This window comes from Dolichospermum sp. UHCC 0259 (assembly GCF_009711935.1).
GTDB lineage: Bacteria > Cyanobacteriota > Cyanobacteriia > Cyanobacteriales > Nostocaceae > Dolichospermum.
On record NZ_VIKX01000001.1, the window covers coordinates 1 to 23,951 of the forward strand.

Sequence of the window (23,951 nt, forward strand, 5' to 3'; positions counted from 1 at the left end):
CTCCTATCCCTGTTACTTCCTAATTCCTTTTTAGTGGGGGAGTGTGAACAGTTACAATTACTGCATATAAATGATAGAAATTTCCCAGACAGTAATTATTCCTGATAGCAATATTGAAATTAGTGCAATTCGTTCTCAGGGTGCAGGTGGTCAAAATGTTAATAAAGTGGCTACTGCTATTCATTTGCGCTTTGATATTGGGGCTTCTTCTTTACCAGAAATCTATAAGGAACGGCTTTTGAAGTTGAATGATCACCGCATTACTCTTGAGGGAGTTGTGGTGATTAAAGCGCAGGAATATCGCAGTCAAGAACAGAACAAGGAGGAGGCTTTACGAAGACTTCAGGAACTAATCAAAAGTGTTTCTGTGTTGCCTCGAAAACGCAAACGCACAAAACCAAGTCGTAGTTCTCAAAGAAAACGTCTTGATAGTAAAAATAAACGGGGACAAATTAAGTTGACTAGAGGAAAAATTACAGAATAAACACAACGTTATCACTCTTGCTACATATAGCAATTCCCATTTAAGTGAGGTACAAGAAGAAAGAATTAACCGCAGATGGAAGAGGATAAACGCAGATGAACGCAGATAAATCTGTACCTCGTTAGACTAGAAAAAGTAATGACAGCTATGTCAATATAGGGGATAATGGAATTAAATATGAAAACATTTGTACTAATTTTTCGGGAACGCTAGTCAATATAGCTTTTCGATGTGATGAAAAATACTACTGTTTAGCTTCAGAAGTTCCTAAACTCAAGAAGTTGAAGCTCTAGAGAGAGGGAGATAAGGACATGATGTATAAAGTTTACGATATACTTGGTGAGTATGCCATCACTCCTGATGGTGGACAAAAGTTATATGATCAGATTCATCCATGTTTACTAACTGGTGAAACTGTGGAATTAGATTTTGCAGGGGTGAAGGTTTTTGCATCTCCATTTGTGAATTTTGCATTTGGTCAATTGTTAAAAGATATCCCAGCAGAGAAGTTAAATCAATTGCTTGAATTTACCTCTCTCAATGCTGATGGATGGGATGTTATTCAGCACGTAATGGCTAATGCTAAACGTTATTACTCTGATAATAAATATCGTGCTGCTGTGGATACGGTGATTACAGATATGGCTGCAAGTTTTTGAGGTATGGCGATTATTCAAGCTGATATCATAGATATCAAAACTGATACTCCACAGCAGAGTGACATTTTCTTTGTAGATACCAACGTCTGGTTTTGGCAAACTTATAAAAATGCTGGGTTTGGTGCTAATAGTTACCAACTCAGCAATTATCCTAACTATCCCAATTATATCAATCTAGCTCTTTCAAATGGAGCTACTCTTACTTATTCTGGACTCACTTTAGCTGAACTTGCTCATATTATTGAGAAAACAGAATATGATATTTATGTTCAATCTAATGGAAATTTACACTTTAAGAAATACCGTCATGATTATCCAACAGAAAGAGCTAATGTAGTCGCTGAAGTTCAGTTTACTTGGCGACAAATCAAAAAAATTGCAATTCCTATTGATTTAACAGTAGATGACGCAACAACTGATGCTGCTATTAACCGATTTACCACTCAAGCCGTTGATGGTTATGATTTGCTGATGCTTGAAGCTATTAGCAAAGCAGGAGCAGGAACAGTTAAGATTATTACTGATGATATGGATTATAGTGTTGTTCCAGGTATTCAGGTGTTTACTAGCAATAAATATGTGATTCAAGATGCTGCTATGCAAAAGAAGTTAGTAGTGCGTTAATTATAAATTTATGTTATCTTCCTAACATTTTATCTCGCAAATGTTTAATGCGATCGCTGACGCAGCGCAAGGCTAACGCGCAATTTTCCAGCTTTTTAACGTCCTAACATTTTATCTCGTAAATGCTTAATGCGATCGCGCAATTTTGCAGCTTCCTCAAATTCCATCTTCTTCGCAGCTTCTTTCATCTGTTTTTCCAGCAGGGTAATTAACTCTGGAATATCTTCCAAAGATAACTCATCTAAATGTTCATCCACCATTTTTAAATCAGTGGCGTTTAATCGTCGGGAAGCATCTAAAAATGATAAAATCGAATTAGTTTGCTTTTTAATAATCTGTTGCGGTGTAATTCCATGTAGTTTATTGTAAGCCATTTGGATGCCTCTTCTTCTATCAGTTTCATCAATGGCTTTAATCATACTTCCTGTTAATTTGTCAGCATATAAAATTGCTTGTCCTCTAATATGACGCGCCGCCCGGCCGATAGTTTGAATTAACGAACGTTCAGTCCGCAAAAATCCTTCCTTATCTGCGTCCATAATCGCTACTAAAGAAACTTCAGGTAAATCTAAACCTTCCCGCAGTAAATTGACACCGACTAACACATCAAACACACCATTTCGCAAATCCTGTAAAATTTCGATACGTTGAATAGAATTGATTTCTGAATGCAAATATCTGATTCTAATTCTCCTCTCTTCTAAATATTCTGTCAAATCCTCCGCCATGCGTTTAGTTAATGTTGTTACTAAAGTTCTTTCTTGACGGTCAACTCGATCTTTTATTTCTCCTAACAAATCATCAATTTGTCCTTCTGTCGGACGCACAAATATTTCTGGGTCAATTACTCCCGTCGGTCTAATTACTTGTTCAATAATATTTTCTTCAGAAATTTCTAATTCCCAATTTCCTGGAGTTGCAGAAACGAAAATACATTGATTGACTTTTTGCCAAAATTCTTCCGCTTGTAAAGGACGATTATCCGCCGCACTAGGAAGCCGAAAACCATGATCTATTAAGACTCTTTTCCTGGCTTGATCTCCGTTATACATTCCTCGAATTTGGGGAACGGTAACATGAGATTCATCAATTACTAATAACCAATCTTTGGGAAAATAATCAATTAAACATTCCGGTGGTTCTCCCGCTTGTCTACCTGCTAAATGACGGGAATAATTTTCTACGCCGTTACAATATCCCACTTCTCGTAACATTTCCAAATCATAACGGGTACGTTGATCAATGCGTTGTGCTTCAACTAATTTACCCATTGATTCTAATATTAATTGTTGTTGTTTTAATTCGGTGGCGATATCTTCACAAGCTATTTCTACTCTTTCTTTGGGGGTAACAAAGTGACGCGCAGGGTAAATATTTACTGCTTCTAAACTGTGGAGAATTTCCCCAGTTACAGGATCAACATATCTAATAGCATCAATTTCATCTCCAAAAAATTCCACGCGAATAATTCTATCTTCGTAAGCAGGAGAAATTTCTAAAACATCACCTCGAACTCGAAATTTTCCTCGACCCATTTCGATATCATTTCGAGTATATTGAACTGCGGTTAAGTCACGTAAAATTTGACGCGGATCAATTTCCATTCCCAATTGTAACTTAATGGCGGCTTTGAGGTATTCCGCCGGCATTCCTAAACCGTAAATACAACTAATTGAAGCGACAACAATCACATCCTTGCGTTCAAATAAGGAACGGGTGGCGGAATGTCGTAACATATCTATTTCTTCATTAATTGCTGATGTTTTTTCTATATAAGTATCAGTAACTGGTAGATATGCTTCGGGTTGATAGTAATCGTAATAACTGACAAAATACTCAACTGCATTATGAGGAAAAAACTCCCGCAGTTCGTTACATAACTGGGCGGCTAATGTCTTATTATGGGCTAATACTAGGGTAGGTCTACCGACTTTTTCAATGACTGCGGCTATGGAAAATGTCTTACCGGTTCCTGTCGCACCCAGTAATGTTTGATAATGATTTCCTTTTTGAATACTAGCAGAAAGTTGAGCGATCGCTTGTGGTTGATCACCGGTGGGGACAAAAGGTGCTTGCAGATTAAAATCCATTATCTAGCTTTAACGTTACACATAGCAATTCTACACAATTTCTCAGTTTTACGTTGGGCGCGAATTTTTTTTCAGGGCTTGGCTTGCAACATCGTCGGCGGTGTGCTATATTAATATAATGGAGTAGTGATAAAATTTTTATAAAAGTACGCATTCCCATTATCAAAATATCACCCCTAGCAGGACAAGTCAACCCCCAAAACCTGAATTTATTTTTGCCGGCTCAAAAAAGCCGCATCCAATTGATTTAACAATAAAACAACTATTACAATCCGTCTATAGGGATAATATTTGATTTATGAAAAGATACGTAGGGTGCGTCAGACCGCATAAATTCTATCAATAAACAGATTTGTAATATCTGACGCACCCTACAATACCTAATTTTTTTCAAAAATCAAATATGAGTTCTATAGTAACCGTTGAATAGAAATTTTAATTTCTGGAAATGCTAAAGGAAATATTTCACCGCAAGTAAAGGTTAATTTTTGAGAATAATCACCATTTATTAATTCTCTAAACACTTTTAATTGTTGATTTTTTAAGTCTGTCATACTTAGGGTTTGCTGAAAAAGTGATCTGTGGAGACTAGGGAACAGGGAACAGTCTCAAGAGTTGAATGATAGCGATATTTCCTGGGAATAGAAATTAAATGCAAGGTTTTGAAGTTTCCACATCATAAAAGCTTGCACTTTTTCCAATTAAAATAGGCTCAAATTCTTTATATGTAATGCTTTCAGGTTTATTCAGCAAGCACTACTTAGTTTTCCTAAAGCCAGGGTACAATTTTCATTTTAACTTGAATTTAACAGACTAATAGTCGGTTTTAACCGACTTTAGCTATCAGACAGGGAATTTATTCCCTGGCTTCTGGCTGCGTTAAAATTTGTAACGGGCATACAGATAAAAATAGTATCATAAATGGTTAAAATAGAAAATAAATCTATTGCAGTATTAACATGATACCAGAATCAAATATTGAAGACGTTCAAGAACCAATTACCAGCGCACCACCGGAGGTAAAGCAAATTATTGAAAAGGTATGGAGATTGGAAAAAAGCAGATTAGATAGAAAAAGCAAAGGTCATATTAATGATGATATTCTCACTATTGTGAAGGAAGCGGTGCAATGAAGCTAACTTCGATTAAATTATGTAATTTTCGTTCTTTTTATGGGAAAACTCCAGAGATAACTTTAGCTGCTGGAAATGTTTGTAATACTACTATGATTTATGGTAGTAATGGTGCTGGTAAAACTAGTTTTTTGAATGCGTTTACCTGGGTTTTATATGAAAAGTTTAGTGCGGCTTTTGCATCAAATGAACAGTTAGTAAATAAACGCGCAATTGCCGAATCTCAACCAGGAGAACCTGTCGAATGTTCCGTAGAAATTGGTTGGGAACATGAAGGTATTCGCTATCGTGCTAAACGTGGTTGTCGGGTTTATAAAAATCAAAGTGATATTATTGAAGCTGGGAAAACTCAACTAACAATGTGGTTAGGTGGAGAAGATGGACAATGGAAAATTCCTAATCAATTACCAGAGGAAATTATCACTCAGATATTACCAGCAAGTTTACATCAATATTTTTTCTTTGACGGTGAACGGATTGAAGAAATTGTCCGTTCTGATAATAAAGCCGAAATTGCAGAAGCAATTAGAACTTTTTTAGGCGTGGAAGTAATTGAACTTTCTATTAGACACCTAAAAGATGCTAAAAAGTCGTTAGAAACTGAGTTAAAACATATTGGTGATGCAGAAACAAAACAACTATTAACTCAAAAGGAAAAACAAGAAATAGAAATTGAAACCATTAATCAACGTCAAGCAGAAATAAATCAAGAGTTGGAATATCAACAAACGTTTAAAAAAGAAGTTAGTAATAAGTTACGAGAATTGAGTGCTGTTAAGGAATTACAGGAAAGAAAGCAAAATTTAGAATCCCAAAGGGATAGTTTACGAGAAGATATAAAGAAAACACGGGAGAATTTAAAAAAAGTTATTTCCGCACGGGGTTATACAGTCCTATTATCGGAAACTACCAATAAGTTTCGGGAAATTTTCACAGATTTAAAACAAAGTGGTGAATTAACAGCAGGAATTTCGCGGGAATTTATCAATGATTTACTTAATACTGGACGTTGTATTTGTGGTGCAGATTTAAGAGAAGGAACTCACACCCATTTTCATGTCAAGAATTTAATGAGAAAATCTGGTTCTTCAACTGTCGAAGAAACCGCAATTAGAATGAGCGCACAAGTTGATGAAATTGATAAACAAGCAGATGCTTTTTGGGAAGAAGCGGATAGAGAACAAACCAGAATAAAACAGTTAAGAGACAATCTATCCCTAGTTGAATCTGAATTAGATAGTATTCAAGAACAACTGCGAAAAGATCCCAATGAAGAAATTAGTAATTTACAAAAGCGTCTTGATGAAATTGAAGCTAAAATTGATGACCTGAATCGAGAACAAGGTGCAAATCAACAAGAAGTTTCTCACCTAAAAACAGATATTGATGCTTTGATAAAACAAATATCTAAGCAAAAACAAAATGAGGAAAAACAATCTTTAGCACAGCGTCGGATTAATGCTACACAAGATGCAATTGAACGGTTGTCGGAAGTTAAAAACCGTCAAGAAAATCAATTTCGTCTGCAATTGGAACAGCGAGTACAGGAAATATTTGCAGATATTTCTTTTACTCCCTATATTCCCAAAATTAGCGAAAAATATGAATTAAGTTTAGTGGAAAATACGACGGGAATTGAAGCACCAGTCGCAGCTTCAACAGGAGAAAATCAAATTCTCAGTTTATCTTTTATCGCTAGTATTATTGATAAGGTGCGTGACTGGAGTGAAAGACGAAAAATGATCATGCTTCCTGAAAGTAGCACTTTTCCCATTGTTATGGATTCTCCTTTTGGAAGTTTAGACGCTAATTCCCGTCGTCACATTGCGCGAACTATTCCTAAGTTAGCAAATCAGTTGGTTGTGTTGGTGACTAAGACTCAGTGGAGGGTGGAAGTTGAGGAGGAAATTGCTGATAAGATTGGGAAAGAATATGTGTTAGTTTATTATTCTTCTAAACCTAATTGTGAACAAGATTTTATTGAATTGGGGAGGGAAAAATATGCTTTAGTGCGACAGAGTTTGAATGGTTTTGAATATACGGAAATTGTAGAAGTGGAACGAAATTAATATATCTCACGCAGAGTCGCAAAGGAAGAAAGAAATGGTAGTTAGTTCTTTAAGTTTGGTTACTGATACTTGGGTAAAGGTAAGTTGGGATGAGTTTCTGGAAGTTACTAAATATTCTGATTATCAGCAAGGAAGATTTTATTTTTATCAAAATTACATGAGGGTAGAAATGCTACCAGTTGGTTCAATTCATGGAAATAATCATAATGTTGTTGCAAATGTTGTGAATTTTTATGCGACGTTGAAAAATATTAAAATTAAAGGTTGGGTAAATACCAGTTTTCGCAGAACGAGTGAAGGAGAATGTCAACCTGATTTAGCCTTTTATATTGGGGAGAAAATAAAATTTCCACCTTTAAATAATTCTCCTGTAGATATTAATGAGTTAGCAGCACCGACTTTAGTTGTGGAAGTTGCTGCTTCTTCTATTAGTGATGATTTGGGTTTTAAGCGGTTACTTTATGAACGGTTGGGGGTAAAGGAATATTGGGTAATGAATGCTAATAATAATGATATTATTGCTTTTGAAATTATTGATGGTGGAAGTAGGAGAATTGAGGAATCAAAGGTTTTACCAGGTTTGCAAATATCTACTGTTCAGGAAGCTATTCAACGCAGTTTAACTCAAGATGATGGTGAAGTTAATCGGTGGTTGTTAGGAATTTTTAGCTAATTTGTTTCGCGCAAAGTCGCAAAGGACACAAAGGAAGAATGTTATTTAGAAATTGTTTGTTGGTGGTTGGTTTATGTTTTTTACCTTCTCGTGTTTTGGCTTTTTCTGATACTCAAAATTATTGGGGTAAAGATTGTATTCAACAATTAGGAGAAAGGAAGTTACTAACTGGTTATCCTGATGGTAGTTTTCGTCCTAATGCAATTGTTACCCGCGCGGAAGCTGCGGTTTTAATGTTGAATGCTTTTCCTAATGCGTCGGTGAAACGCAATGCGGTAATATTTAAGGATGTATCTCTTAATTATTGGGGATATAAAGCAATTAATTCTGCTTATCAAAAGTGGTTTTTCTCTGGTTATCCAGGAAATATTTTTCAACCTAATCAAGCAATTCCTAGGGCGCAAATTATTGGTGTTGTCGCTGGGGGAAAAAATTATAGTTCTGTTTCTAACCCCGCGCAGATATTACAACGTTATTTTGAAGATGCTAATTTAATTCCTAATTATGCTCAAAATTCTATAGCTGCGGGAACTATTAATAGTATTGTTGTTAATTATCCTGATGTCAAAAAGTTAAAACCTCAAAACACTGCTACTAGAGGTGAAGTTGCTGCTTTAATGTGTCGTGCTTTAAATATTTATGCTGTCCCTCCTCAATATATTGCTGGTGTGGAAGTACAACCCCAAGAGGTACGCGCTTTACCAGGAAAATTAGATTCTCTTCCTACTTTTAATAGTAATAGTCCTGAACTTGTTGATACTGATGGAATTTTACTTTCTACGTTTTCTCCTGTAGGGAAAAAGAGCAAAGAAGCGCATTTAAATTATCTTTTTGAAGGTAGATTTGATGTATTTTCTCATCACATTATTAGAGCAGAAAATACGTCTCAAAACCGGACTGTTTATCAGGGTATAATTGTTCATAATCCAGGTAATGAAGCGGTGACTTTGGAAGTTTTACAAGCTGCTAGTTATCTTTCATGGGAAGCACCTTTTATTAATCTAGCGGATATGGTAGATAATCCCCAAGGTACGGTTTATGCTGGTCCTGGTAGTCGGACTATGAATGATGTCTTGCGAGGGGTTAAGCAACAGATATTTCCTGATAAATTGGTGATAAAACCAGGGGAAAGTCAAATTTTAGCGAATTTACCAATTGGGGTTCAAGCACCTTCTTCTAATGGTCGCACAGTGATGATGCGGTTGAGTAGCAATAAACCGATTTTTATGGCAAATTTAGCCAAGAGGAGCGATCGCCCCCCAACTATTGTAGAATGGCTACAGCTATTAGATAATGGCAGTTTAGCAGGAAAGCGTGACCCTATTCCTACGCCTTTAGATCCTCCCAGAGAACCAACTGTATTTAGTCGTGTTGCTGGTGTTTCTCAGGGGACAAAATGGGAAGCAAATATTACAGATAATCCAAATGTCCCTAATTTAACTTTACCTCAACTAGGAAAGGCTATTTCTTATCCTTTAGGAACGGTACATTTAATTACACTCAGCACAGGACAAATACAGAGTGCATCAATGCTCAAACGCTATCCTGATACAGCGTATTTTGCCCATAGTAACTACGGTGTAGAATATAATCTGACCTTACCTTTACATAATTCTAGTAGTCAAACCCGAACTGTAGCTATATCAATTCAAACCCCTGTCAAAGATGAAGGTGGTACTGATAGATTGTTGTTTTTGAAGCCACCAGTGGAACAAATATTTTTCCGGGGGACTGTGCGGGTCCGTTATACGGATGATAATGGTGGGGAAAAAACGAGCTATGTCCATTTGGTTCAGCGTCGGGGACAACCAGGGGAAACTTTGGTAAGGTTGCGGTTAGCGGGGGGTACAAAAAGACGGGTTCAGGTTGATTTTTTGTATCCTCCTGATTCTACTCCTCCGCAGGTTTTGACTGTGAAAACTGAGGGATAATTTCAGTAGGTTGGGTTGACGCACTGTCCGTTCGCTGATTTTGAAATCGGGAGGGGAATTAAAGCCCTAATGCAAAAAGAAACCGGTGATTTTTAAGTAACCTGTTAATTTCAAGTAAAATCTGTAACCACCACAGAAGGCTTCCAAAGGTGATTATTTAAGGCACAGGGATAGCATCAATCATAAAATGGCAAAAGCTCTATGTAAGATGAAAATGCCTAAATCCATTGAATCGCCTGGATTACAAGCCCTGTAGGGCTTAATTAAATCTTGCAAGTTAAAAATGAGCGAACGGACAGTGACGCAAGGAAACCCAAGATTATTAATTTTTTTAACGCAAAGTAAGGAGGTAAATGTTATGGTTGCTAATTTTGATAGAAGTTATATGAGTCCTCTGGAGTATTTGGAGTGGGAGGAACAGCAAGATATTAAACACGAATATATCAATGGTGAAGTTTTCGCTATGACTGGGGGAACTATTCCTCATAATGATCTGGCTTTTAATTTAGCTTCTGGGTTAAGAAATCATTTAAAAGGTAGTAAGTGTCGTGTTAATATTGCTGATGCGAAAGTGGGTGTGTCTGAAACGGGACCGTTTACTTATCCTGATGTTGTTGTTAGTTGTCACCCTAAAGATAAACAAGCGATTAAGTTTATTCAATTTCCTAGTTTAATTGTTGAGGTGCTTTCTCCCAGTACGGAAGCTTATGATAGGGGGGGAAAGTTTCAGCTATATAGACGGATTCAAACTTTGCAGGAATATGTTTTAATTAGTGCTGATAAAATCGGGTTGGATTGTTTTCGGTTGAATGATAGGGGTTTATGGGAGTTACATCCTTTTGTTGAGGATGATGAGGTACATTTGGTTAGTGTTGATTTTAGGTTTCCTCTTTCTCTGGTTTATGAGGATGTTTTTTGATTTTTTGTTTCGCGCAAAGACGCTAAGGAGCAAAGGCGCAAAGGAAGAAAGAAGAATGCGGTTAGGTTTGGTTTATGATGTTAAGGGTGCATTTTTATAATTATGGCTGCAAATAGAATCAAAATTGCTCAGGATAAGGCTGAGTTGGTGAAGTCGTTAGTAGCTTCCAAAGATACAAGTGGGATTTTTCAAACTTATGTAGAAGTGATGGTATTTGCCGCATCATTAGGAGTAAAGTATAAAAAGCGAGTTCCGTTAGAAGGAAGTTCTAAAGATTTATCCCCTTTACGACAGGATTATTTTCCCAGTAGCTTCACTATGCTAATTAATTTATTGGCCATCACTGAAATACAAGATATAAAGATTTTAGGTGATGATGAAATATCTGATGATCAACGTATTCATACTTTTGAAGAGTATGCTAATGGTGGACTAGAAATATTAAAAAATGAGTTAAGAGGTGCTGTAGATTATTCAGAACGAATTTTATTATTTCTCAAGCATCAAAAAACTAATATTCACGAAGAAACAGAGGAATTTGATTTAAGTAAATTCCTCTCCTAAGCATTTCCTAAAGTAAATAGTTAATCATTTATGCCCATCCCAATTTATTTTTTACTGCCTTTACTGCGTCTGTAACAGCACCAGCAGTCGCTGATATTTTATAAGGCTTGCTTGAATTTTTGGGTTGGGATTCAATTCTAACTATATTATCTCTCCAAACTTCATCTTCTCTTGACCAGTTTAAACTTGCTAGTTGAGAAATTTTTTCTGAATCAAAATAATTTTCTTCAGCGTCATAAGACCAGTATAGTAAGCGACCTAAAACTTCTAATCCTACACTTACACCCAATAAACAATCGTCTTTAAATGCAGCAACTTCATCATTTGTTAATTCAGATAAACTGAGTGAAGCCATGTATTCTGTATTACTACATTCTGAGAAAAACTGATTTAGGCAAGTAACCAAAGTATCCGATGTGCTATCTACATCTATCTCTTTTAATTGGTTCATCATATCATTACTAAATACACAACTTACAAATTTAGCGATGTAGTTCATTGTGTAAATTAGATTATTTTTAGTTGAAGGTGATGCTTTAATTTTCTCTGTCTTACCCTTAAATAATGAAACCCGGCTTACTAACTCTTTACTAATGCCGACTCTACCAGAAAATTCACCAAATGACAGCAATAAAGATTTATCAAGCTGTCTAGTTTGTGCCATATCTCTAAAATCTGCCTGACACTGTTGAAAATCTCCTTCTAAAACTAAAGTTATTGGGAAATTGTCATCCTTAATTAAGTAACTATCAGCACTTTCTATTAATTCATGAATTGCACGTTTTCGATGTTGTCCATCAGTAATATCTAGCTTCACTCCTCTGCGAATAACCACTAAGCCAAAATCTCTATCAAATTCTAAAAAAGTGATCTCTTTTGGGGAAACATTTGCTGTTAATGTTCCCACAATCCAAGGTTTTTGTTTTTTAGCACGTTCGATAATGTATTTTTTAATTTCTTCTGCATGGCCTTTAACTTCTGGACGATTCTTACCAGAATCAGGATCATTACCACTTGAAGGTTTAGCTTGCAAAAGTCCAGAAAAGTCACCAGCAGGGACATTAATTTGTAGCATAGTCCTGTTTCCATGTGTCAATCTCAGTCCTAAATAGCACCTATCACGATGGTATTTAGAAAAGAATGGAGCTATAAATGAGCTAAACTGAGCTTTCACTTCAGGAGTAATATCGTTGTTGTTTTCTTCGTTCAATTGAGTCATATAAATGCTGATACACTTAGCGATGTCAAAAAACATAGTAAACAACATCGGTGATATTGAACATCCGTGAAAACCACATGGTGATATTACTCGCTACTTGTCTAACTCAGTATAACCGGAAGTCCTACATCCTGCGGTTTGACAAACTTTCCATCAAAACCGATAGTTTGTTCTTCCGTCGTTCTAGCATTAGCTAAAGCTTTACGTAAAGCAGTGACTTCCATTTGTTCAGTCATTCCCCCCAAAATATAAATTAATAACTTCACAGCTAAATCTTTTCCTACTACCTGAACCCGCTTCTTATTTGGATCATATAAAACCCCATACCATAAAGATTGAGGATATTCCATATTACTAAAACCCCCTTGACGGTCAAATTTCTCCAACTTCTTAAAAATATCCGTCAAAGCAAAACCTTTTTTAAATACCAAAGTTCCCAAAGCTTGCGCTAAAGCAACTTGAGAAACTGGACGAAATAACATATTTCCCTCACCTCCGTCTTTCTCAAAATGGAAACGACGCAAAGCAGTTGTATCTTCGTGTTCCAATATTTTATAACTGGGAAGATTAGCTAAATTATCAAAAAGTAGTCTAAAATCAGCAATTCCTTCCTGAATTTCTTCATTTTCTGGACGCATGGGAATTAACCCTTTTTCCAAAGGTTTCCAGTGGGGGAACTTTTGACCCAAATACCTTTCGGACATATCTTGTAAGGCTTGTAGAGTCGTCAAAACTGTAGAATTAGCGGCTACTGTGGCACTATTCCAATTAACACGGGGATTACGATTGGGTTTTTGTTCTAAAAGTGGATGTGTAACCGCAATTTTTCGCGCTACAATAGCAAAACCATCATCTTCATTTAATTGTGCTAACTGACCTTTAGTTAAAGGTGCAGCCATTAAATTCACATGAACAAAAATTGATCTTACCCGTCGTTTTGCTTCTGTATGAGTTTCCCCAGTATTCACAGCACAAATAAATTCAATGCCAATTTTCTCTTTAGCTAAATTTTGTAAATAAGCAGGTTCTACTTGATATTTCTCAATCAAATCAGATAGAGTAATAAAACTTTCATCAGCAGTTTTATCCTTTTTATAACGTTGGAGTTTACCAGATTTAATTAACTCCATTAAACCTTGGACACCCATTAATCTATGCTGGCCATCTAAAGCATAAATTGTCACATTGTCTTCAGAAATATTCAGTAAACCGACTTTACCATCTTTATCTAAAGGTATAAAATCAGTAGTCGCTTTTTTAGCCCGTCCTTGACTATCCCACTCCGCTGCTTTGGGGTTATCTACCCAAGGTTGATTAATTACTACCAACACAGCCGGAAATTTATGGTTTTTTCTCGCTGCTAAATACTGTACTAACGGTGCTTGACGCGACCAGTCAACAGGACGTTGTTGAATGTCATCAATACTATCAGCATCAATTTCAATATTCTCTGTCTCTGGGTTGTACTTTTTTTGCAGCAGGGGTAAACCAGACGCAAAATGTACCCGTCCCGCGAACCATTCCAATGTCACAGAACCTACATAAGCCTCTGTACCTCCCATTTCTGTCTTTTGAACAAGAATTTGGTCTTTTTTCTCTAAAAACCTGTCTAGCAGTAAAGCTAATACCTGTTTATCATTATTTTCTCGTTCTAAATACTCGTTAGCGAGTTGATTATTTAGTGTATCTGTATTATCATTCATGTTAATTTTTGAAAACTTAGTAAGTAACTTTTGCTTTATTGTCCAAAAAATAGATACTAGGGATGCAATTTTTAAAAATATGTTGCACGCATAGCTTAAGTTTATTTATATACTAGATGATTCCATTCCCACAAAGGGAAGTATTGATTCTATGTTCATATATCCACAGGTAAGGAAAATGACTACAACACAACAGCCAGAAAATAAAAATCAGCCGAATCGTACTGTACCAGAGTTAATCGAAGATATTCAAGCTTTGACTACAGAAATTCAAGAATTGTATTGTTTAGATGAGATACCTTGGATTATAGGTGTATCTTGGGGTAAAGATTCTAGTACAGTTTTGCAGCTTGTTTGGAATGCTATCTATTTGCTTCCTGCAAACAAAAGAACTAAGACTATCTATGTTATTACAACTGATACAGGGGTAGAAAACCCTATAGTTGCCGCTTGGGTTCGTAAATCTATCAACCATATTCGGTTAGCTGCTCAAGAACAGAGTATGCCAATTGAAGCGCATCTTCTAGAGCCAGTAGTTGAAGATTCTTTTTGGGTAAATCTTATTGGTAAAGGATACCCAGCACCTCGTAATCAGTTTCGTTGGTGTACTTCACGTTTAAAAATAAATCCAGCTAATCAATTTATTCGTCAAATAGTGAGAGCTAATGGTGAAACAATTCTTGTTTTAGGTACACGTAAAGCGGAAAGTTCCAAACGTGCAGCTACCATGAATAAACATCAGCTAGGTAGAGTTAGAGATAGGCTTAGTCCTAATGCAAGTTTACCAAATTCTCTAATTTATACTCCTGTTGAGGATTGGAGTAATAATGATGTTTGGATATACCTGAATCAATATAAAAATCCCTGGGGAGGAAATAATAAAGATTTATTTAATATGTATAGGGGAGCTACAGCAGATAATGAATGTCCTCTAGTTGTTGATACTTCTACACCTAGCTGTGGAGATTCTCGGTTTGGATGCTGGGTTTGCACATTGGTAAATAAAGATAAATCAATGGAGGCAATGATTCAAAATGATGAAGAAAAAGAGTGGATGCAGATTCTACTAGATATTCGTAATGAATTAGATATTAAAGATGATAGAGATAAAAGGGATTTTAGAAGAATTCGGGGGCAGGTTCAATTATTTGAACGGGATATAAAAGGAAAAAAAGATGTTGTACCAGTACCGGGACCATATACAAAATATTGGCGAGAATATTGGTTAAGAAAATTATTAACAGCGCAAATACAAGTCCGTCAAACTGCACCTAAAGATATGGGTGATATTACTCTAATTACTTTAGAAGAATTAAGTGCTATCCGCCGAATATGGTTAGAAGACAAACACGAATTTGATGATAGCTTACCCCGAATATATGAAGAAGTCACAGGAGAAGTATTTAAAGATCCTCGTCCTGGTGCTAACCATAGCATACTCGGTAGCGATGAATGGGAAATATTAGAAGAAATCTGTAACGGTGACGGAATGCACCTAGAATTAATGGCCAGACTATTAGACACAGAAAGACAATTTAAGAAAAAAACCCGCCGTGTGGGTATCTACGAAAGCCTAGAAAAATGCTTCGATACAAGTTCCCGTTCACCAGAACAAGCGATCGCCAATGCCCATTTAAAACGAGATTTACGACAAGCAGCATTAGAAGGTGATGTTGCCACAATTCGGGAAAAATTCAAGCAATTAAGTTTAGGAGATACCGCTGAAAAACAAGAGAGTAAACCACAAACTTGGGCTAACTTCAAATATGCACAAAAGAACCCAGATGATAGTCCAAATTAATAAAATAAGTAATGAGACAAAATTAATTACACAAACATCTGGACTGAAATCCTTGACTGGCAAAGGATTGATAAATAACTAATATGTAATTAATTCTGTCCAGGTACTTATCTTCCACACCCTCGTTCCTAGCCTCTGGCTGGGAATGACAATCTTGAGGTTCTACCTCAACTAATTATAACAGAGGCAGAGCCTCTTGAAAACATTCCCTGTCAGAGACAGGGAACGAGATTAATATCAATCCAAAATCTAAAATCCAAAATTGTATCATGATATTCCTAGAATTAGTCCTGCAAAACTTCGGTCCTTATGCTGGTAAACAAATCATCAACCTCAACCCCCAAATAGACGAAGATAACGCCCGTCCAATTATCCTATTAGGAGGAATGAACGGCGGCGGAAAAACTACCCTAATGGATGCCATTCGCCTCGCATTATATGGACAACGCGCCCAATGTTCAACCAGGGGAAATTTGAGTTATAGTGATTTTTTAAATCAATGTGTGAATAGTAAAGCTAACCCTACAGACAAAACTCGTATTGAATTAGTTTTTGAACATATTGAAGACGATAAACCTGTTAGATATCGGGTTATACGGACTTGGGAAAAAAATCCTAAAGACGGTAAAGACCATTTGGGAATTTTAGGAGATGATGAAACATGGCCAATTGATTCATTGGTAAATATTTGGGATGAATATATAGAAAATATCTTACCTTTGGGTATTTCTAATTTATTTCTGTTTGACGGTGAACAAGTTAAAGAACTGGCGGAACAGGAAATACCACCGCCCATAGTTGTTGACGCGATTAACGGACTTTTAGGTTTAGAATTAGCTGATAAATTGGCAATTGATTTAGAAATATTAGTAAATCGCAAAAAACGAGAATTTGCAGATAGTAAAGATATAGCTAAATTAGAAGAAATTGAAACTCGACTCCGGGAAAAACAGGTAGAATACGAAAATAATCAGATCAAACTCGCAAATTTGAATGTTGAAGTTGAAGAATTAGCCAAAATTCATGAAGAAGCTTTAGATAGATTTGTAAATGAAGGTGGGAAAATTGCTGCTGAACGTAGTCAATTAGAACAACAAAGGGAAGAGAAAATCAAAGTTGCTAATAATGTCCGTGAATCCTTATGTGAATTAGCTGCTGATGTTTTACCTTTAGCCTTAATTAGTCCTTTATTGTCTCAAGTGCAAAGACAGGGAGAAAAAGAACTAAAAACTCAACAAATCCAATTAGCTAAAGATGTCTTAATTGCTAGAGATGAAAGATTACTAAATTGGTTGCAACAATTAAATTTAGAAACTAATAAAGTTACTAATATTCAATCTTTTTTAGCAGAAGATATCAATAACTTATATACTAATAATTTATCAACAGAAAATAATTGGTTAAATGGAGATGAAGAAAGTTTAAGTTTGCTTGACAATATAACCTATCGGTTACAAATTTCCCAAAATACTGCCCAAAAGCAATTAGATGAATTAACTAATTATGAAGAAGAAATACTAACTTTAGAAAGACAAGTCCAAACTGCGGCTGCACCGGAAGAATATACAAAACTACAAACAGCAGTAAAAGAAGCCCAAACTGAATTTAATAAACTTAAATCTCAGTCGGATATAATGACTCAAAAACTGATAGAATTAGATACAGAAATTAAAAGATTAAGACAGGAATTAAATGAATATACAGTAGAAAATCTCAAATATCAAAATAGTGAACACATTATTGATTCGGCGTTAAAAGTTCAACAAACATTAAAAGTGTTTCGAGAAAGATTAACCTTGAGAAAATTGAATAAATTAGAAGAAGAAGTAAAAAACTGTTTTCTATATTTATTACATAAATCTGATTTAGTACATCGCATTGCTATTGATAGTAAAACATTCGGCTTATCACTATATGATTTAACCGGAAAACCAGTCCCCAAACACCGACTTTCTGCGGGTGAAAAACAACTATTAGCGATCGCATTTTTATGGGGATTAGCCAAAGTATCAGGAAGACGCTTACCCGTAGCCATAGACACCCCACTAGGAAGACTAGATTCCTCCCACCGTAACAACCTAGTAGAAAGATACTTTCCCTCAGCCAGCCATCAAGTAATCCTCCTTTCCACCGACACCGAAATAGGAAAAAAAGAATATCAAAACCTGCAAGAAACCGAAGCCATAGCCCGCGAATACCTACTTCAATACAACTCCGGTAAACGGGAAACCACAATAAAACCGGGTTATTTTTGGTAAAATGTTATTTAGTATTTCATGGAGTTAAATATGACAATTCCCTTACTACCAACTTTACATAATTTACCTACTACCTTACCCTTAGAAGGTGCTGTCACAATCGAGTTACAAGAAGGAACACCTATCTTTCGTGCTTCTAGTAATGTCCAAAATCGTATTGAAACATTACTCTTGCAACAACAAAATTCTCAACTGACACCAGAAGAAGAAGAGGAATTAGATAGTTATGAAGAAATAGATGATTATCTGAGTTTTCTAAATCGCATAGTTCGTAATTTTGCCCACAATCAAAATAAACAACTTATATAAAATTAGCAAATTTCAAACTTTTGATTTATTTCTTCCTTTGCGTCTTTGCTCCTTAGCGCCTTTGCGCGAAACTCAATTCATATTCTTACAAAATCATGGAATCACCAATAGAAAGAATCAAACTTTCCCAAACAGCCAAAGAACAACTACTTAAACTCAAACGCAGCACAAAAATCGAACAATGGAACATCTTATGTCGGTGGGCGTTTTGTCGTTCCCTCGCAGAAGTCGCCGCACCTTCCCCCGTACCTATTCCCCAAGATAGTAACGTCGAACTGACATGGCGCGTTTTCGGTGGAGAAATATCTGATATTCTACTTTTAGCCCTCAAACAACGCTGCTACAACGACGGATTAGATACCGACAGAGAAACCCTGATTACGCAATTTCGCTTACATCTACATCGCGGTATTGGTTACTTAGCCGGAGATCAGAATATTAAGAAAATTGAAGATTTAATTGAACAGGCTACAAAGAACGTAAAATCCTGATTTTGCACCGTCTAGTAGAAATGACAAGATAACTCTTATGAAAGAAATCCAAGCACTCCGACAGGCATTCCAAAGCCAGAAAATGGGTGCTTTATTATTACTAGGTTTTGCATCAGGTTTACCACTGTTCCTGACCAGTAGAACCCTACAACTATGGATGCAAGATGCCAAAGTTGATATTGCCAAAATCACCTTATTTGGGTTATTAAGTTTACCTTATTCCTTAAAATTCCTGTGGTCGCCCCTATTAGATAGATTTACACCACCATTACTAGGTGGCAGAAGAGGGTGGTTAATTATTACCCAAATTGGGTTAGTATTAGCGATCGCTGCCCTTGCTATTCAACAACCAGCCCAAAGCGATCAAATATTACAAATCCTCGCCATCAACTGCCTGATTATTACCTTTCTCAGTGCCACCCAGGACATCGCCGGGGATGCCTACCGGACAGACATTTTAAACCCCCTAGAGGCACAGCCAGGGGCATCTGTGTGGGTATTAGGCTACCGGATCGCCCTATTTATTACCAGTTCCCTGTCCTTAGTTTTAGCAGATTATCTACCTTGGAATCTAGTATATTTGCTCATGGCAGTAATTATGGCAGGCAGCATATTTACCACCTTGTGGTCTCCCGCAGAACATAAACTACAAGACAAAACACAACTCGCGCCTATTTCCAGCAAAGACGTGATTTTTATAGTCATGATCACCTTAGTAGTAGCCGGGTTAATTGCTGGCGTTTTTGTCGGCTTCATTCCCCAACCTGTATTTTATTGGTTACTAGCAGGATTATTAGTTGCTTGGATAACGACATCATTATTATTACCAAACTCTCTCTTAAATGAAGTTAGCGAAGATAGTCCTCCTCAAAACTTACAAACAGCTATTTTCCTACCTTTCAAAGAATTTTTTCACCGCTTTGGCATCAAACAAGCCAGTTTAACACTAGGTTTTATTCTTCTCTATAAACTAGGTGATTCCCTCGTCGGCATTACAGCCAACCTATTTTTACGAGAAATAGACTTTACCAAAACCGAAATCGGCGCAATTCAAGCAGGAATGGGATTTATTGCCACCACCGTCGGCGTATTAGCTGGGGGTGTGATCATGACCAGAATTAACTTAAATCGCAGTTTGTGGGTATTTGGGGCGCTGCAATTACTCAGTAACTTAGGTTATTATGCCCTAGCTATGGCTAATAAAAAAGATTATTCCCTACTAGTCATCGCCGTAAACATCGAAAACTTCTCCGCTGGATTAGTTACAGTTGCGACAGTCGCCTTTTTAATGAGTCTCTGTAACCACCGATTCACAACCACCCAGTTTGCTTTATTCTCCAGCCTCATGGCCATTAGTCGAGACGTACTTTCCGCACCCGCCGGCAGTTGGGCAAAAGCCACAGGTTGGCCGACATTTTTCTTACTTTCTCTTGTAGCGGCGTTACCTGGTTTGCTACTATTACCTATTGTTGCCCCTTGGAATCCCAAGGCACTGGCAGCAACCAGACCAGGACTAGAAGAAGAAGATATATGGGAACACAAGTAGTTATTCTTGTCGGTACATTCGTTCTAATAGTTACAGGTCTATTACTGGGCTATGTCCTCTCACAATTAGTTCTGCAAAATCTGGCTTTTAATTTCCTCACACTCCTGGGAACTATCAGCCTGATCCTAATTTTTGGGACACTTTATTACGTCCTATTCTGGCAACTGCGACGCGAACCCCTGCAAGCAATAAATCCCAGCATTCCCAACCAACCAGACGAAGAAGTGACAGGCAACTACCTCAAAAATCGCCTTATTGCTAGATTATCTGGAGACGTAGCGGCGGCGGAAAGACTAATTGAACAAGCCAAACAAAACGTTCCGGGAATGCCTGAAAATTGGTACTGTGAAAAGGTCTTAAATGAGTTAGACCAAGATCAGTAATGATCAGCAGGGGAGCAGGGGAGCAGGGGAGCAGAGGAGCAGAGGAGTAGAGGGAAGAAAATTTATTCTGATTTGGCAAGTTGGATAATTTATTTTTTGGAGTTCGCTAGAATTAATACTGTTGCTATTTATTCATAAACAAAAACATGGCTATTTTTCGTCAATATATTGCCCCTTTCCTGGCTATCTTGATATTTACCTTGGCTTTAGTAGCCGTTAGCGCTCGCATCTTTTTACCCTCCGATATGGCAGCCCCCGCTCCCATTGGCATGATAATTAGGTAATGGGGGAATTAAGTCTATTTTGAATTTCATTCCTGGCTATTCTCTTCGTCAAGGTTCTACCCTCGATAAAGCCCTCTTGGTCAAGTTCATGCAGCGCACCTACCAAGAACAATTTCCTGATCAAGACTTTTCCCATTTGGCACATACAGTTGAGCAATACTTCTGTCGTGATACCCCTTTATGGTGGGTTTATGAAGAGGTAGGGGAAGTTGGGGAGGTTGGGGAAGTTGGGGAGGAAATTGTTCACCAATTACCAATCACCAATTACCAATTACCAATCACCAATCACCAATTACCAATCACCAATTACCAATCACCCGTAGCTTGTTTATGGGTGGGGAATGCTATCGATCAGGTTAGTGGCGATCGCCATCCGCACATCTTTCTCCTCTACGTTATCCCAGCACATCGCCGCAAGCGCATAGGAAAAGCCTTAATGCAACACTTAGAAGAGTGGGCTAAACAAAGAAACTATTGCCAAATTGGACTACAAGTATTTCAATCAAATACAACAGCATTAAATCTTTATCATCAACTTGGTTATCAAGAACAATCCCTCTGGATGATAAAATCACTCTAATTAGGGAACAGGGAATAGGGAACAGGGAACAGGTTACAGTTGAATAATTATGTACGACGAATACGAACTCAGCCTACTCGACACCGAAGCGGAGCTAGAAAGCCCCCTAGACCACATAGAACCACTAACTGATGAATCAGAAGTGGAAAAGCCTGATGCGGAATTAATGCTGGTACTCCTAGCCAATCCCCAACCCCAACAACGGATGTTAGCAGCGCGTGCTTTTTGTGATATTCAAGATGAACGGGCAACACCCCATCTCATCCATCTGTTGACAGATAACTGTCCCCTCGTGCGAGTCAGTGCCGCCTACGGTATCGGTCGCAATCCTGCCAAGGAAGCCGTAGAACCCTTAATTAGTCAACTCAACCGCGATTTTAACGGTTATGTTCGCAAAGGCATAGTCTGGGCTTTAGGTAATTGCCGCGATCGCCGTTCCCTAGCACCCCTCACCGATGCCCTCAGAACCGACATTCCCGCCGTCCGTCTCTGGGCAGCCAGCGCCCTAGCACAGATGACAGAAGTAGGATATGAAGCCATCGTTGGCGCACTTCCTGCCCTGATTGAAGCCCTAGTCAAAGATCCTATCGCCGCCGTCCGCAGTAACTCCGCTTGGACAATTGGCCAACTTTGTAAAGAACTACCTTCCAATGTAATCTACGCCACAGCCATAGACGCATTAATTGAAGCCTTTGCCGAAGATAAAGACTTAGGAGTGAGGGCAGATACCAAAGCCTCACTCTTGGGAGTCGGCGATCCTCGTGGACTACAATTAATCGAAACCCTCGAACAAGAAGGATGGTTTTAGAAGAAGGAGTCAGGAGTCAGGAGTCAGGAGTCAGGAGTCAGGATGAAGAAGGAGTAAAAGGAAGGAAGAAGGAAGAAGGAGTAAAAGGAAGGAAGAAGGAAGAAGGAGTAAAAGGAAGGAAGAAGGAAGAAGGAGTCAGTAGGGGCGGGGTTTCCCCGCCAGGAGTCAGGAAGAAAAAGCATAAAAATTACAGGTTAGAAAATTACAGACTGATTGCGTCCCTGTTCTTTGGCGCGGTAGAGAGCTTGATCAGCTTGTGCAATCAAGTCTGCTGGTGATGATTCAGAAATAGGTACCAAACTACTAATGCCGAGACTAATAGTAACTATACTGCTTACTTCCGAGGCTTGATGAGGAATTGCTAAATCTTTAATTGCAGCATGAATTCGTTCGGCAACTGCGATCGCTCCTTCAGTATCAGTATTAGGTAAAATCACCACAAATTCTTCCCCCCCGTAGCGAGCCACCACATCCTCTGGACGATAGACAACCTCTTTAACTGCCTGAGCAAGTTTCATTAGACACTGATCCCCCAGTTGATGACCATAGGAATCGTTATAGCGTTTAAAATAATCAACATCAAACAACAACAGAGACAGGAATTGCCGTTCTCGGTATAGCCTCTTCCATTCTTGGTGTAAGCTCCTGTCAAAATAGCGACGATTGGCAATTTGCGTTAACCCATCAGTATTAACTAGCTTTTCAAGAGCTTCAGTAGCACGAGATAGTTCTTGGTTACTCTGTCTCAATTTAGCTTCTGCCTGTTGCCGTTGCTGAAAAAGGTCTGCTTGCTGAATAGCTATAGTTAACTGGATAGCAATTTGTTTAATAAACTCAATCTCAAAGTTTTGCCAATGTCGGGGAGCAGAACACTGATGAATACACAATAAGCCCCATAAATTATCTCCACCACTCAGCAACGGCACAATCAGATTAGCTCGAACTTGCAATTGTGCAAGAATTATGCGGTGACATTCTGTAAATCCAGCATTCTCGATATCATCTACAGCTTGAATTCTGCCTTGCTGATAATAGCCGGCATACTCTTTGCCAAAGCAGTGATCGTGAACTTCTATCCCTAAATTAGAATCAAATCCTGTAACGACAGATTCAGAAATAAATTTACCATCTTGATATTGACTATTAGCATAAAATTGAAATATTCCCACTCTATCGGCGTGAATTAACTCGCGGATACTGCGGGCAGCAAGTTCAAAAATTTTAAATAAATCCCAGGATTGATTAATTCTTTGGGTAATATCTCGAAGTAATATAGCTTGTTCGTATTGCTGTCGCAGAGATATTTCCGCTTCTTTTTGGGCGCGGATAGCTACTTCTGCCATTTTCTTAGCCTGAAGCAATTCATCCCAGGGCTATTTCATTCTAAAAGAGAGGATAAAATGGTAGAGATATCTAGGCATCT

The 23,951-nt window shown here is 37.6% G+C and carries 24 protein-coding genes; 19 read left to right on the forward strand and 5 right to left on the reverse strand.

Going from position 1 to position 23,951, the window contains the following annotated elements; all coding sequences use genetic code 11:
- The first annotated feature begins 70 nt into the window (after window positions 1-70).
- From arfB to FJR05_RS00015, 3 genes are all read left to right on the forward strand, one after another.
- A complete protein-coding gene (arfB, locus tag FJR05_RS00005; protein ID WP_168642229.1) occupies window positions 71-484 on the forward strand; it encodes an alternative ribosome rescue aminoacyl-tRNA hydrolase ArfB in 414 nt (137 codons plus the stop codon).
- A gap of 311 nt (window positions 485-795) precedes the next feature.
- The gene (locus FJR05_RS00010) at window positions 796-1,143 is read left to right on the forward strand and encodes an STAS-like domain-containing protein (protein ID WP_168642230.1); all 348 of its coding nucleotides are present in this window, start codon (window positions 796-798) and stop codon (window positions 1,141-1,143) included.
- 3 nt (window positions 1,144-1,146) lie between these two features.
- Entirely contained in the window at window positions 1,147-1,767 is a 621-nt protein-coding gene (locus tag FJR05_RS00015) for a hypothetical protein (protein ID WP_168642231.1), read from the forward strand.
- Window positions 1,768-1,862: 95 nt separating this feature from the next.
- Here the strand turns inward: FJR05_RS00015 and uvrB are convergent, their stop codons facing one another.
- Together uvrB and FJR05_RS00025 are read right to left on the reverse strand one after the other, a co-directional pair.
- The gene (gene uvrB / locus FJR05_RS00020; protein WP_168642249.1) at window positions 1,863-3,860 is read right to left on the reverse strand and encodes an excinuclease ABC subunit UvrB; all 1,998 of its coding nucleotides are present in this window, start codon (window positions 3,858-3,860) and stop codon (window positions 1,863-1,865) included.
- A 407-nt stretch (window positions 3,861-4,267) separates the two neighbouring features.
- Window positions 4,268-4,411: a hypothetical protein gene (locus FJR05_RS00025; protein ID WP_174783528.1), complete on the reverse strand. Its 144-nt coding sequence runs from the start codon at window positions 4,409-4,411 to the stop codon at window positions 4,268-4,270.
- Window positions 4,412-4,816: 405 nt separating this feature from the next.
- On the opposite strand from FJR05_RS00025, the gene FJR05_RS00030 reads away from it, so the two are divergent.
- The 6 genes from FJR05_RS00030 to FJR05_RS00055 all read left to right on the forward strand — a co-directional run bounded on the left by FJR05_RS00030 (window position 4,817) and on the right by FJR05_RS00055 (window position 11,146).
- Window positions 4,817-4,990: a hypothetical protein gene (locus FJR05_RS00030; RefSeq protein ID WP_168642228.1), complete on the forward strand. Its 174-nt coding sequence runs from the start codon at window positions 4,817-4,819 to the stop codon at window positions 4,988-4,990.
- Complete coding sequence (locus tag FJR05_RS00035) at window positions 4,987-7,059, forward strand: AAA family ATPase (RefSeq protein ID WP_168642232.1); 2,073 nt, start codon at window positions 4,987-4,989, stop codon at window positions 7,057-7,059. The genes FJR05_RS00030 and FJR05_RS00035 overlap by 4 nt, the downstream gene beginning before the upstream one ends.
- A gap of 34 nt (window positions 7,060-7,093) precedes the next feature.
- Window positions 7,094-7,732 carry a Uma2 family endonuclease gene (locus FJR05_RS00040; protein WP_168642233.1) on the forward strand — a complete coding sequence of 213 codons (639 nt, stop codon included), beginning with the start codon at window positions 7,094-7,096 and terminating at the stop codon, window positions 7,730-7,732.
- Between the two features lie 38 nt (window positions 7,733-7,770).
- On the forward strand, window positions 7,771-9,663 hold the full coding sequence (locus FJR05_RS00045) for a DUF3370 family protein (RefSeq protein ID WP_168642234.1): 1,893 nt from the start codon (window positions 7,771-7,773) through the stop codon (window positions 9,661-9,663).
- 358 nt (window positions 9,664-10,021) lie between these two features.
- Window positions 10,022-10,582, forward strand: a complete 561-nt coding sequence (locus FJR05_RS00050) for a Uma2 family endonuclease (protein ID WP_168642235.1) — start codon at window positions 10,022-10,024, stop codon at window positions 10,580-10,582.
- Window positions 10,583-10,684: 102 nt separating this feature from the next.
- Window positions 10,685-11,146, forward strand: a complete 462-nt coding sequence (locus FJR05_RS00055) for a DNA phosphorothioation-associated protein 4 (RefSeq protein ID WP_168642236.1) — start codon at window positions 10,685-10,687, stop codon at window positions 11,144-11,146.
- Between the two features lie 28 nt (window positions 11,147-11,174).
- Here the strand turns inward: FJR05_RS00055 and FJR05_RS00060 are convergent, their stop codons facing one another.
- Complete coding sequence (locus tag FJR05_RS00060) at window positions 11,175-12,365, reverse strand: DNA sulfur modification protein DndB (RefSeq protein ID WP_168642237.1); 1,191 nt, start codon at window positions 12,363-12,365, stop codon at window positions 11,175-11,177.
- Window positions 12,366-12,466: 101 nt separating this feature from the next.
- Window positions 12,467-14,068, reverse strand: coding sequence for a DGQHR domain-containing protein (locus FJR05_RS00065; RefSeq protein ID WP_168642238.1), 1,602 nt, complete (start codon window positions 14,066-14,068; stop codon window positions 12,467-12,469).
- 178 nt (window positions 14,069-14,246) lie between these two features.
- Between FJR05_RS00065 and dndC the strand changes: the two genes are divergently transcribed.
- The 10 genes from dndC (at window position 14,247) to FJR05_RS00115 (ending at window position 22,806) form a co-directional block, all read left to right on the forward strand.
- Entirely contained in the window at window positions 14,247-15,869 is a 1,623-nt protein-coding gene (gene dndC, locus FJR05_RS00070) for a DNA phosphorothioation system sulfurtransferase DndC (protein WP_168642239.1), read from the forward strand.
- Window positions 15,870-16,138: 269 nt separating this feature from the next.
- Window positions 16,139-18,127, forward strand: coding sequence for a DNA sulfur modification protein DndD (dndD, locus tag FJR05_RS00075; RefSeq protein ID WP_168642240.1), 1,989 nt, complete (start codon window positions 16,139-16,141; stop codon window positions 18,125-18,127).
- 30 nt (window positions 18,128-18,157) lie between these two features.
- Window positions 18,158-18,436 carry a hypothetical protein gene (locus tag FJR05_RS00080; RefSeq protein WP_168642241.1) on the forward strand — a complete coding sequence of 93 codons (279 nt, stop codon included), beginning with the start codon at window positions 18,158-18,160 and terminating at the stop codon, window positions 18,434-18,436.
- 95 nt (window positions 18,437-18,531) lie between these two features.
- Window positions 18,532-18,927: a DNA sulfur modification protein DndE gene (gene dndE, locus FJR05_RS00085; RefSeq protein WP_168642242.1), complete on the forward strand. Its 396-nt coding sequence runs from the start codon at window positions 18,532-18,534 to the stop codon at window positions 18,925-18,927.
- A 37-nt stretch (window positions 18,928-18,964) separates the two neighbouring features.
- Window positions 18,965-20,473, forward strand: a complete 1,509-nt coding sequence (locus tag FJR05_RS00090) for an AmpG family muropeptide MFS transporter (protein WP_168642243.1) — start codon at window positions 18,965-18,967, stop codon at window positions 20,471-20,473.
- The gene (locus FJR05_RS00095) at window positions 20,458-20,856 is read left to right on the forward strand and encodes an ABC transporter permease (protein ID WP_168642244.1); all 399 of its coding nucleotides are present in this window, start codon (window positions 20,458-20,460) and stop codon (window positions 20,854-20,856) included. The genes FJR05_RS00090 and FJR05_RS00095 overlap by 16 nt, the downstream gene beginning before the upstream one ends.
- A gap of 146 nt (window positions 20,857-21,002) precedes the next feature.
- Complete coding sequence (locus tag FJR05_RS00100) at window positions 21,003-21,140, forward strand: hypothetical protein (protein WP_168642245.1); 138 nt, start codon at window positions 21,003-21,005, stop codon at window positions 21,138-21,140.
- A gap of 19 nt (window positions 21,141-21,159) precedes the next feature.
- Window positions 21,160-21,720, forward strand: a complete 561-nt coding sequence (locus FJR05_RS00105) for an N-acetyltransferase (protein ID WP_168642246.1) — start codon at window positions 21,160-21,162, stop codon at window positions 21,718-21,720.
- 49 nt (window positions 21,721-21,769) lie between these two features.
- Complete coding sequence (locus FJR05_RS00110; RefSeq protein WP_168642247.1) at window positions 21,770-22,528, forward strand: HEAT repeat domain-containing protein; 759 nt, start codon at window positions 21,770-21,772, stop codon at window positions 22,526-22,528.
- Window positions 22,519-22,806 (forward strand): hypothetical protein, encoded by a 288-nt coding sequence (locus tag FJR05_RS00115; protein WP_168642248.1) that lies wholly within the window; start codon window positions 22,519-22,521, stop codon window positions 22,804-22,806. Before FJR05_RS00110 ends, FJR05_RS00115 begins: the two co-directional genes overlap by 10 nt.
- Here the strand turns inward: FJR05_RS00115 and FJR05_RS00120 are convergent.
- On the reverse strand, window positions 22,723-23,871 hold the full coding sequence (locus FJR05_RS00120; protein ID WP_254446596.1) for a sensor domain-containing diguanylate cyclase: 1,149 nt from the start codon (window positions 23,869-23,871) through the stop codon (window positions 22,723-22,725). The genes FJR05_RS00115 and FJR05_RS00120 overlap by 84 nt on opposite strands.
- Window positions 23,872-23,951: the final 80 nt, after the last annotated feature.

Excerpts from the sequence above, each read along its gene's own strand:
- FJR05_RS00040 (WP_168642233.1), top strand. The coding sequence starts at position 7,094 with ATGGTAGTTAGTTCTTTAAGTTTGGTTACTGATACTTGGGTAAAGGTA.
- FJR05_RS00115 (WP_168642248.1), top strand. The coding sequence starts at position 22,519 with ATGGTTTTAGAAGAAGGAGTCAGGAGTCAGGAGTCAGGAGTCAGGAGT.
- FJR05_RS00030 (WP_168642228.1), top strand. The coding sequence starts at position 4,817 with ATGATACCAGAATCAAATATTGAAGACGTTCAAGAACCAATTACCAGC.
- arfB (WP_168642229.1), top strand. The coding sequence starts at position 71 with ATGATAGAAATTTCCCAGACAGTAATTATTCCTGATAGCAATATTGAA.
- dndD (WP_168642240.1), top strand. The coding sequence starts at position 16,139 with ATGATATTCCTAGAATTAGTCCTGCAAAACTTCGGTCCTTATGCTGGT.
- dndC (WP_168642239.1), top strand. The coding sequence starts at position 14,247 with ATGACTACAACACAACAGCCAGAAAATAAAAATCAGCCGAATCGTACT.
- FJR05_RS00045 (WP_168642234.1), top strand. The coding sequence starts at position 7,771 with ATGTTATTTAGAAATTGTTTGTTGGTGGTTGGTTTATGTTTTTTACCT.
- FJR05_RS00120 (WP_254446596.1), bottom strand. The coding sequence starts at position 23,871 with ATGGCAGAAGTAGCTATCCGCGCCCAAAAAGAAGCGGAAATATCTCTG.
- FJR05_RS00090 (WP_168642243.1), top strand. The coding sequence starts at position 18,965 with ATGAAAGAAATCCAAGCACTCCGACAGGCATTCCAAAGCCAGAAAATG.
- FJR05_RS00025 (WP_174783528.1), bottom strand. The coding sequence starts at position 4,411 with ATGACAGACTTAAAAAATCAACAATTAAAAGTGTTTAGAGAATTAATA.
- FJR05_RS00095 (WP_168642244.1), top strand. The coding sequence starts at position 20,458 with ATGGGAACACAAGTAGTTATTCTTGTCGGTACATTCGTTCTAATAGTT.
- FJR05_RS00080 (WP_168642241.1), top strand. The coding sequence starts at position 18,158 with ATGACAATTCCCTTACTACCAACTTTACATAATTTACCTACTACCTTA.
- FJR05_RS00060 (WP_168642237.1), bottom strand. The coding sequence starts at position 12,365 with ATGACTCAATTGAACGAAGAAAACAACAACGATATTACTCCTGAAGTG.
- FJR05_RS00110 (WP_168642247.1), top strand. The coding sequence starts at position 21,770 with ATGTACGACGAATACGAACTCAGCCTACTCGACACCGAAGCGGAGCTA.
- FJR05_RS00065 (WP_168642238.1), bottom strand. The coding sequence starts at position 14,068 with ATGAATGATAATACAGATACACTAAATAATCAACTCGCTAACGAGTAT.
- FJR05_RS00100 (WP_168642245.1), top strand. The coding sequence starts at position 21,003 with ATGGCTATTTTTCGTCAATATATTGCCCCTTTCCTGGCTATCTTGATA.
- FJR05_RS00050 (WP_168642235.1), top strand. The coding sequence starts at position 10,022 with ATGGTTGCTAATTTTGATAGAAGTTATATGAGTCCTCTGGAGTATTTG.
- FJR05_RS00035 (WP_168642232.1), top strand. The coding sequence starts at position 4,987 with ATGAAGCTAACTTCGATTAAATTATGTAATTTTCGTTCTTTTTATGGG.
- FJR05_RS00015 (WP_168642231.1), top strand. The coding sequence starts at position 1,147 with ATGGCGATTATTCAAGCTGATATCATAGATATCAAAACTGATACTCCA.
- FJR05_RS00055 (WP_168642236.1), top strand. The coding sequence starts at position 10,685 with ATGGCTGCAAATAGAATCAAAATTGCTCAGGATAAGGCTGAGTTGGTG.
- FJR05_RS00010 (WP_168642230.1), top strand. The coding sequence starts at position 796 with ATGATGTATAAAGTTTACGATATACTTGGTGAGTATGCCATCACTCCT.
- dndE (WP_168642242.1), top strand. The coding sequence starts at position 18,532 with ATGGAATCACCAATAGAAAGAATCAAACTTTCCCAAACAGCCAAAGAA.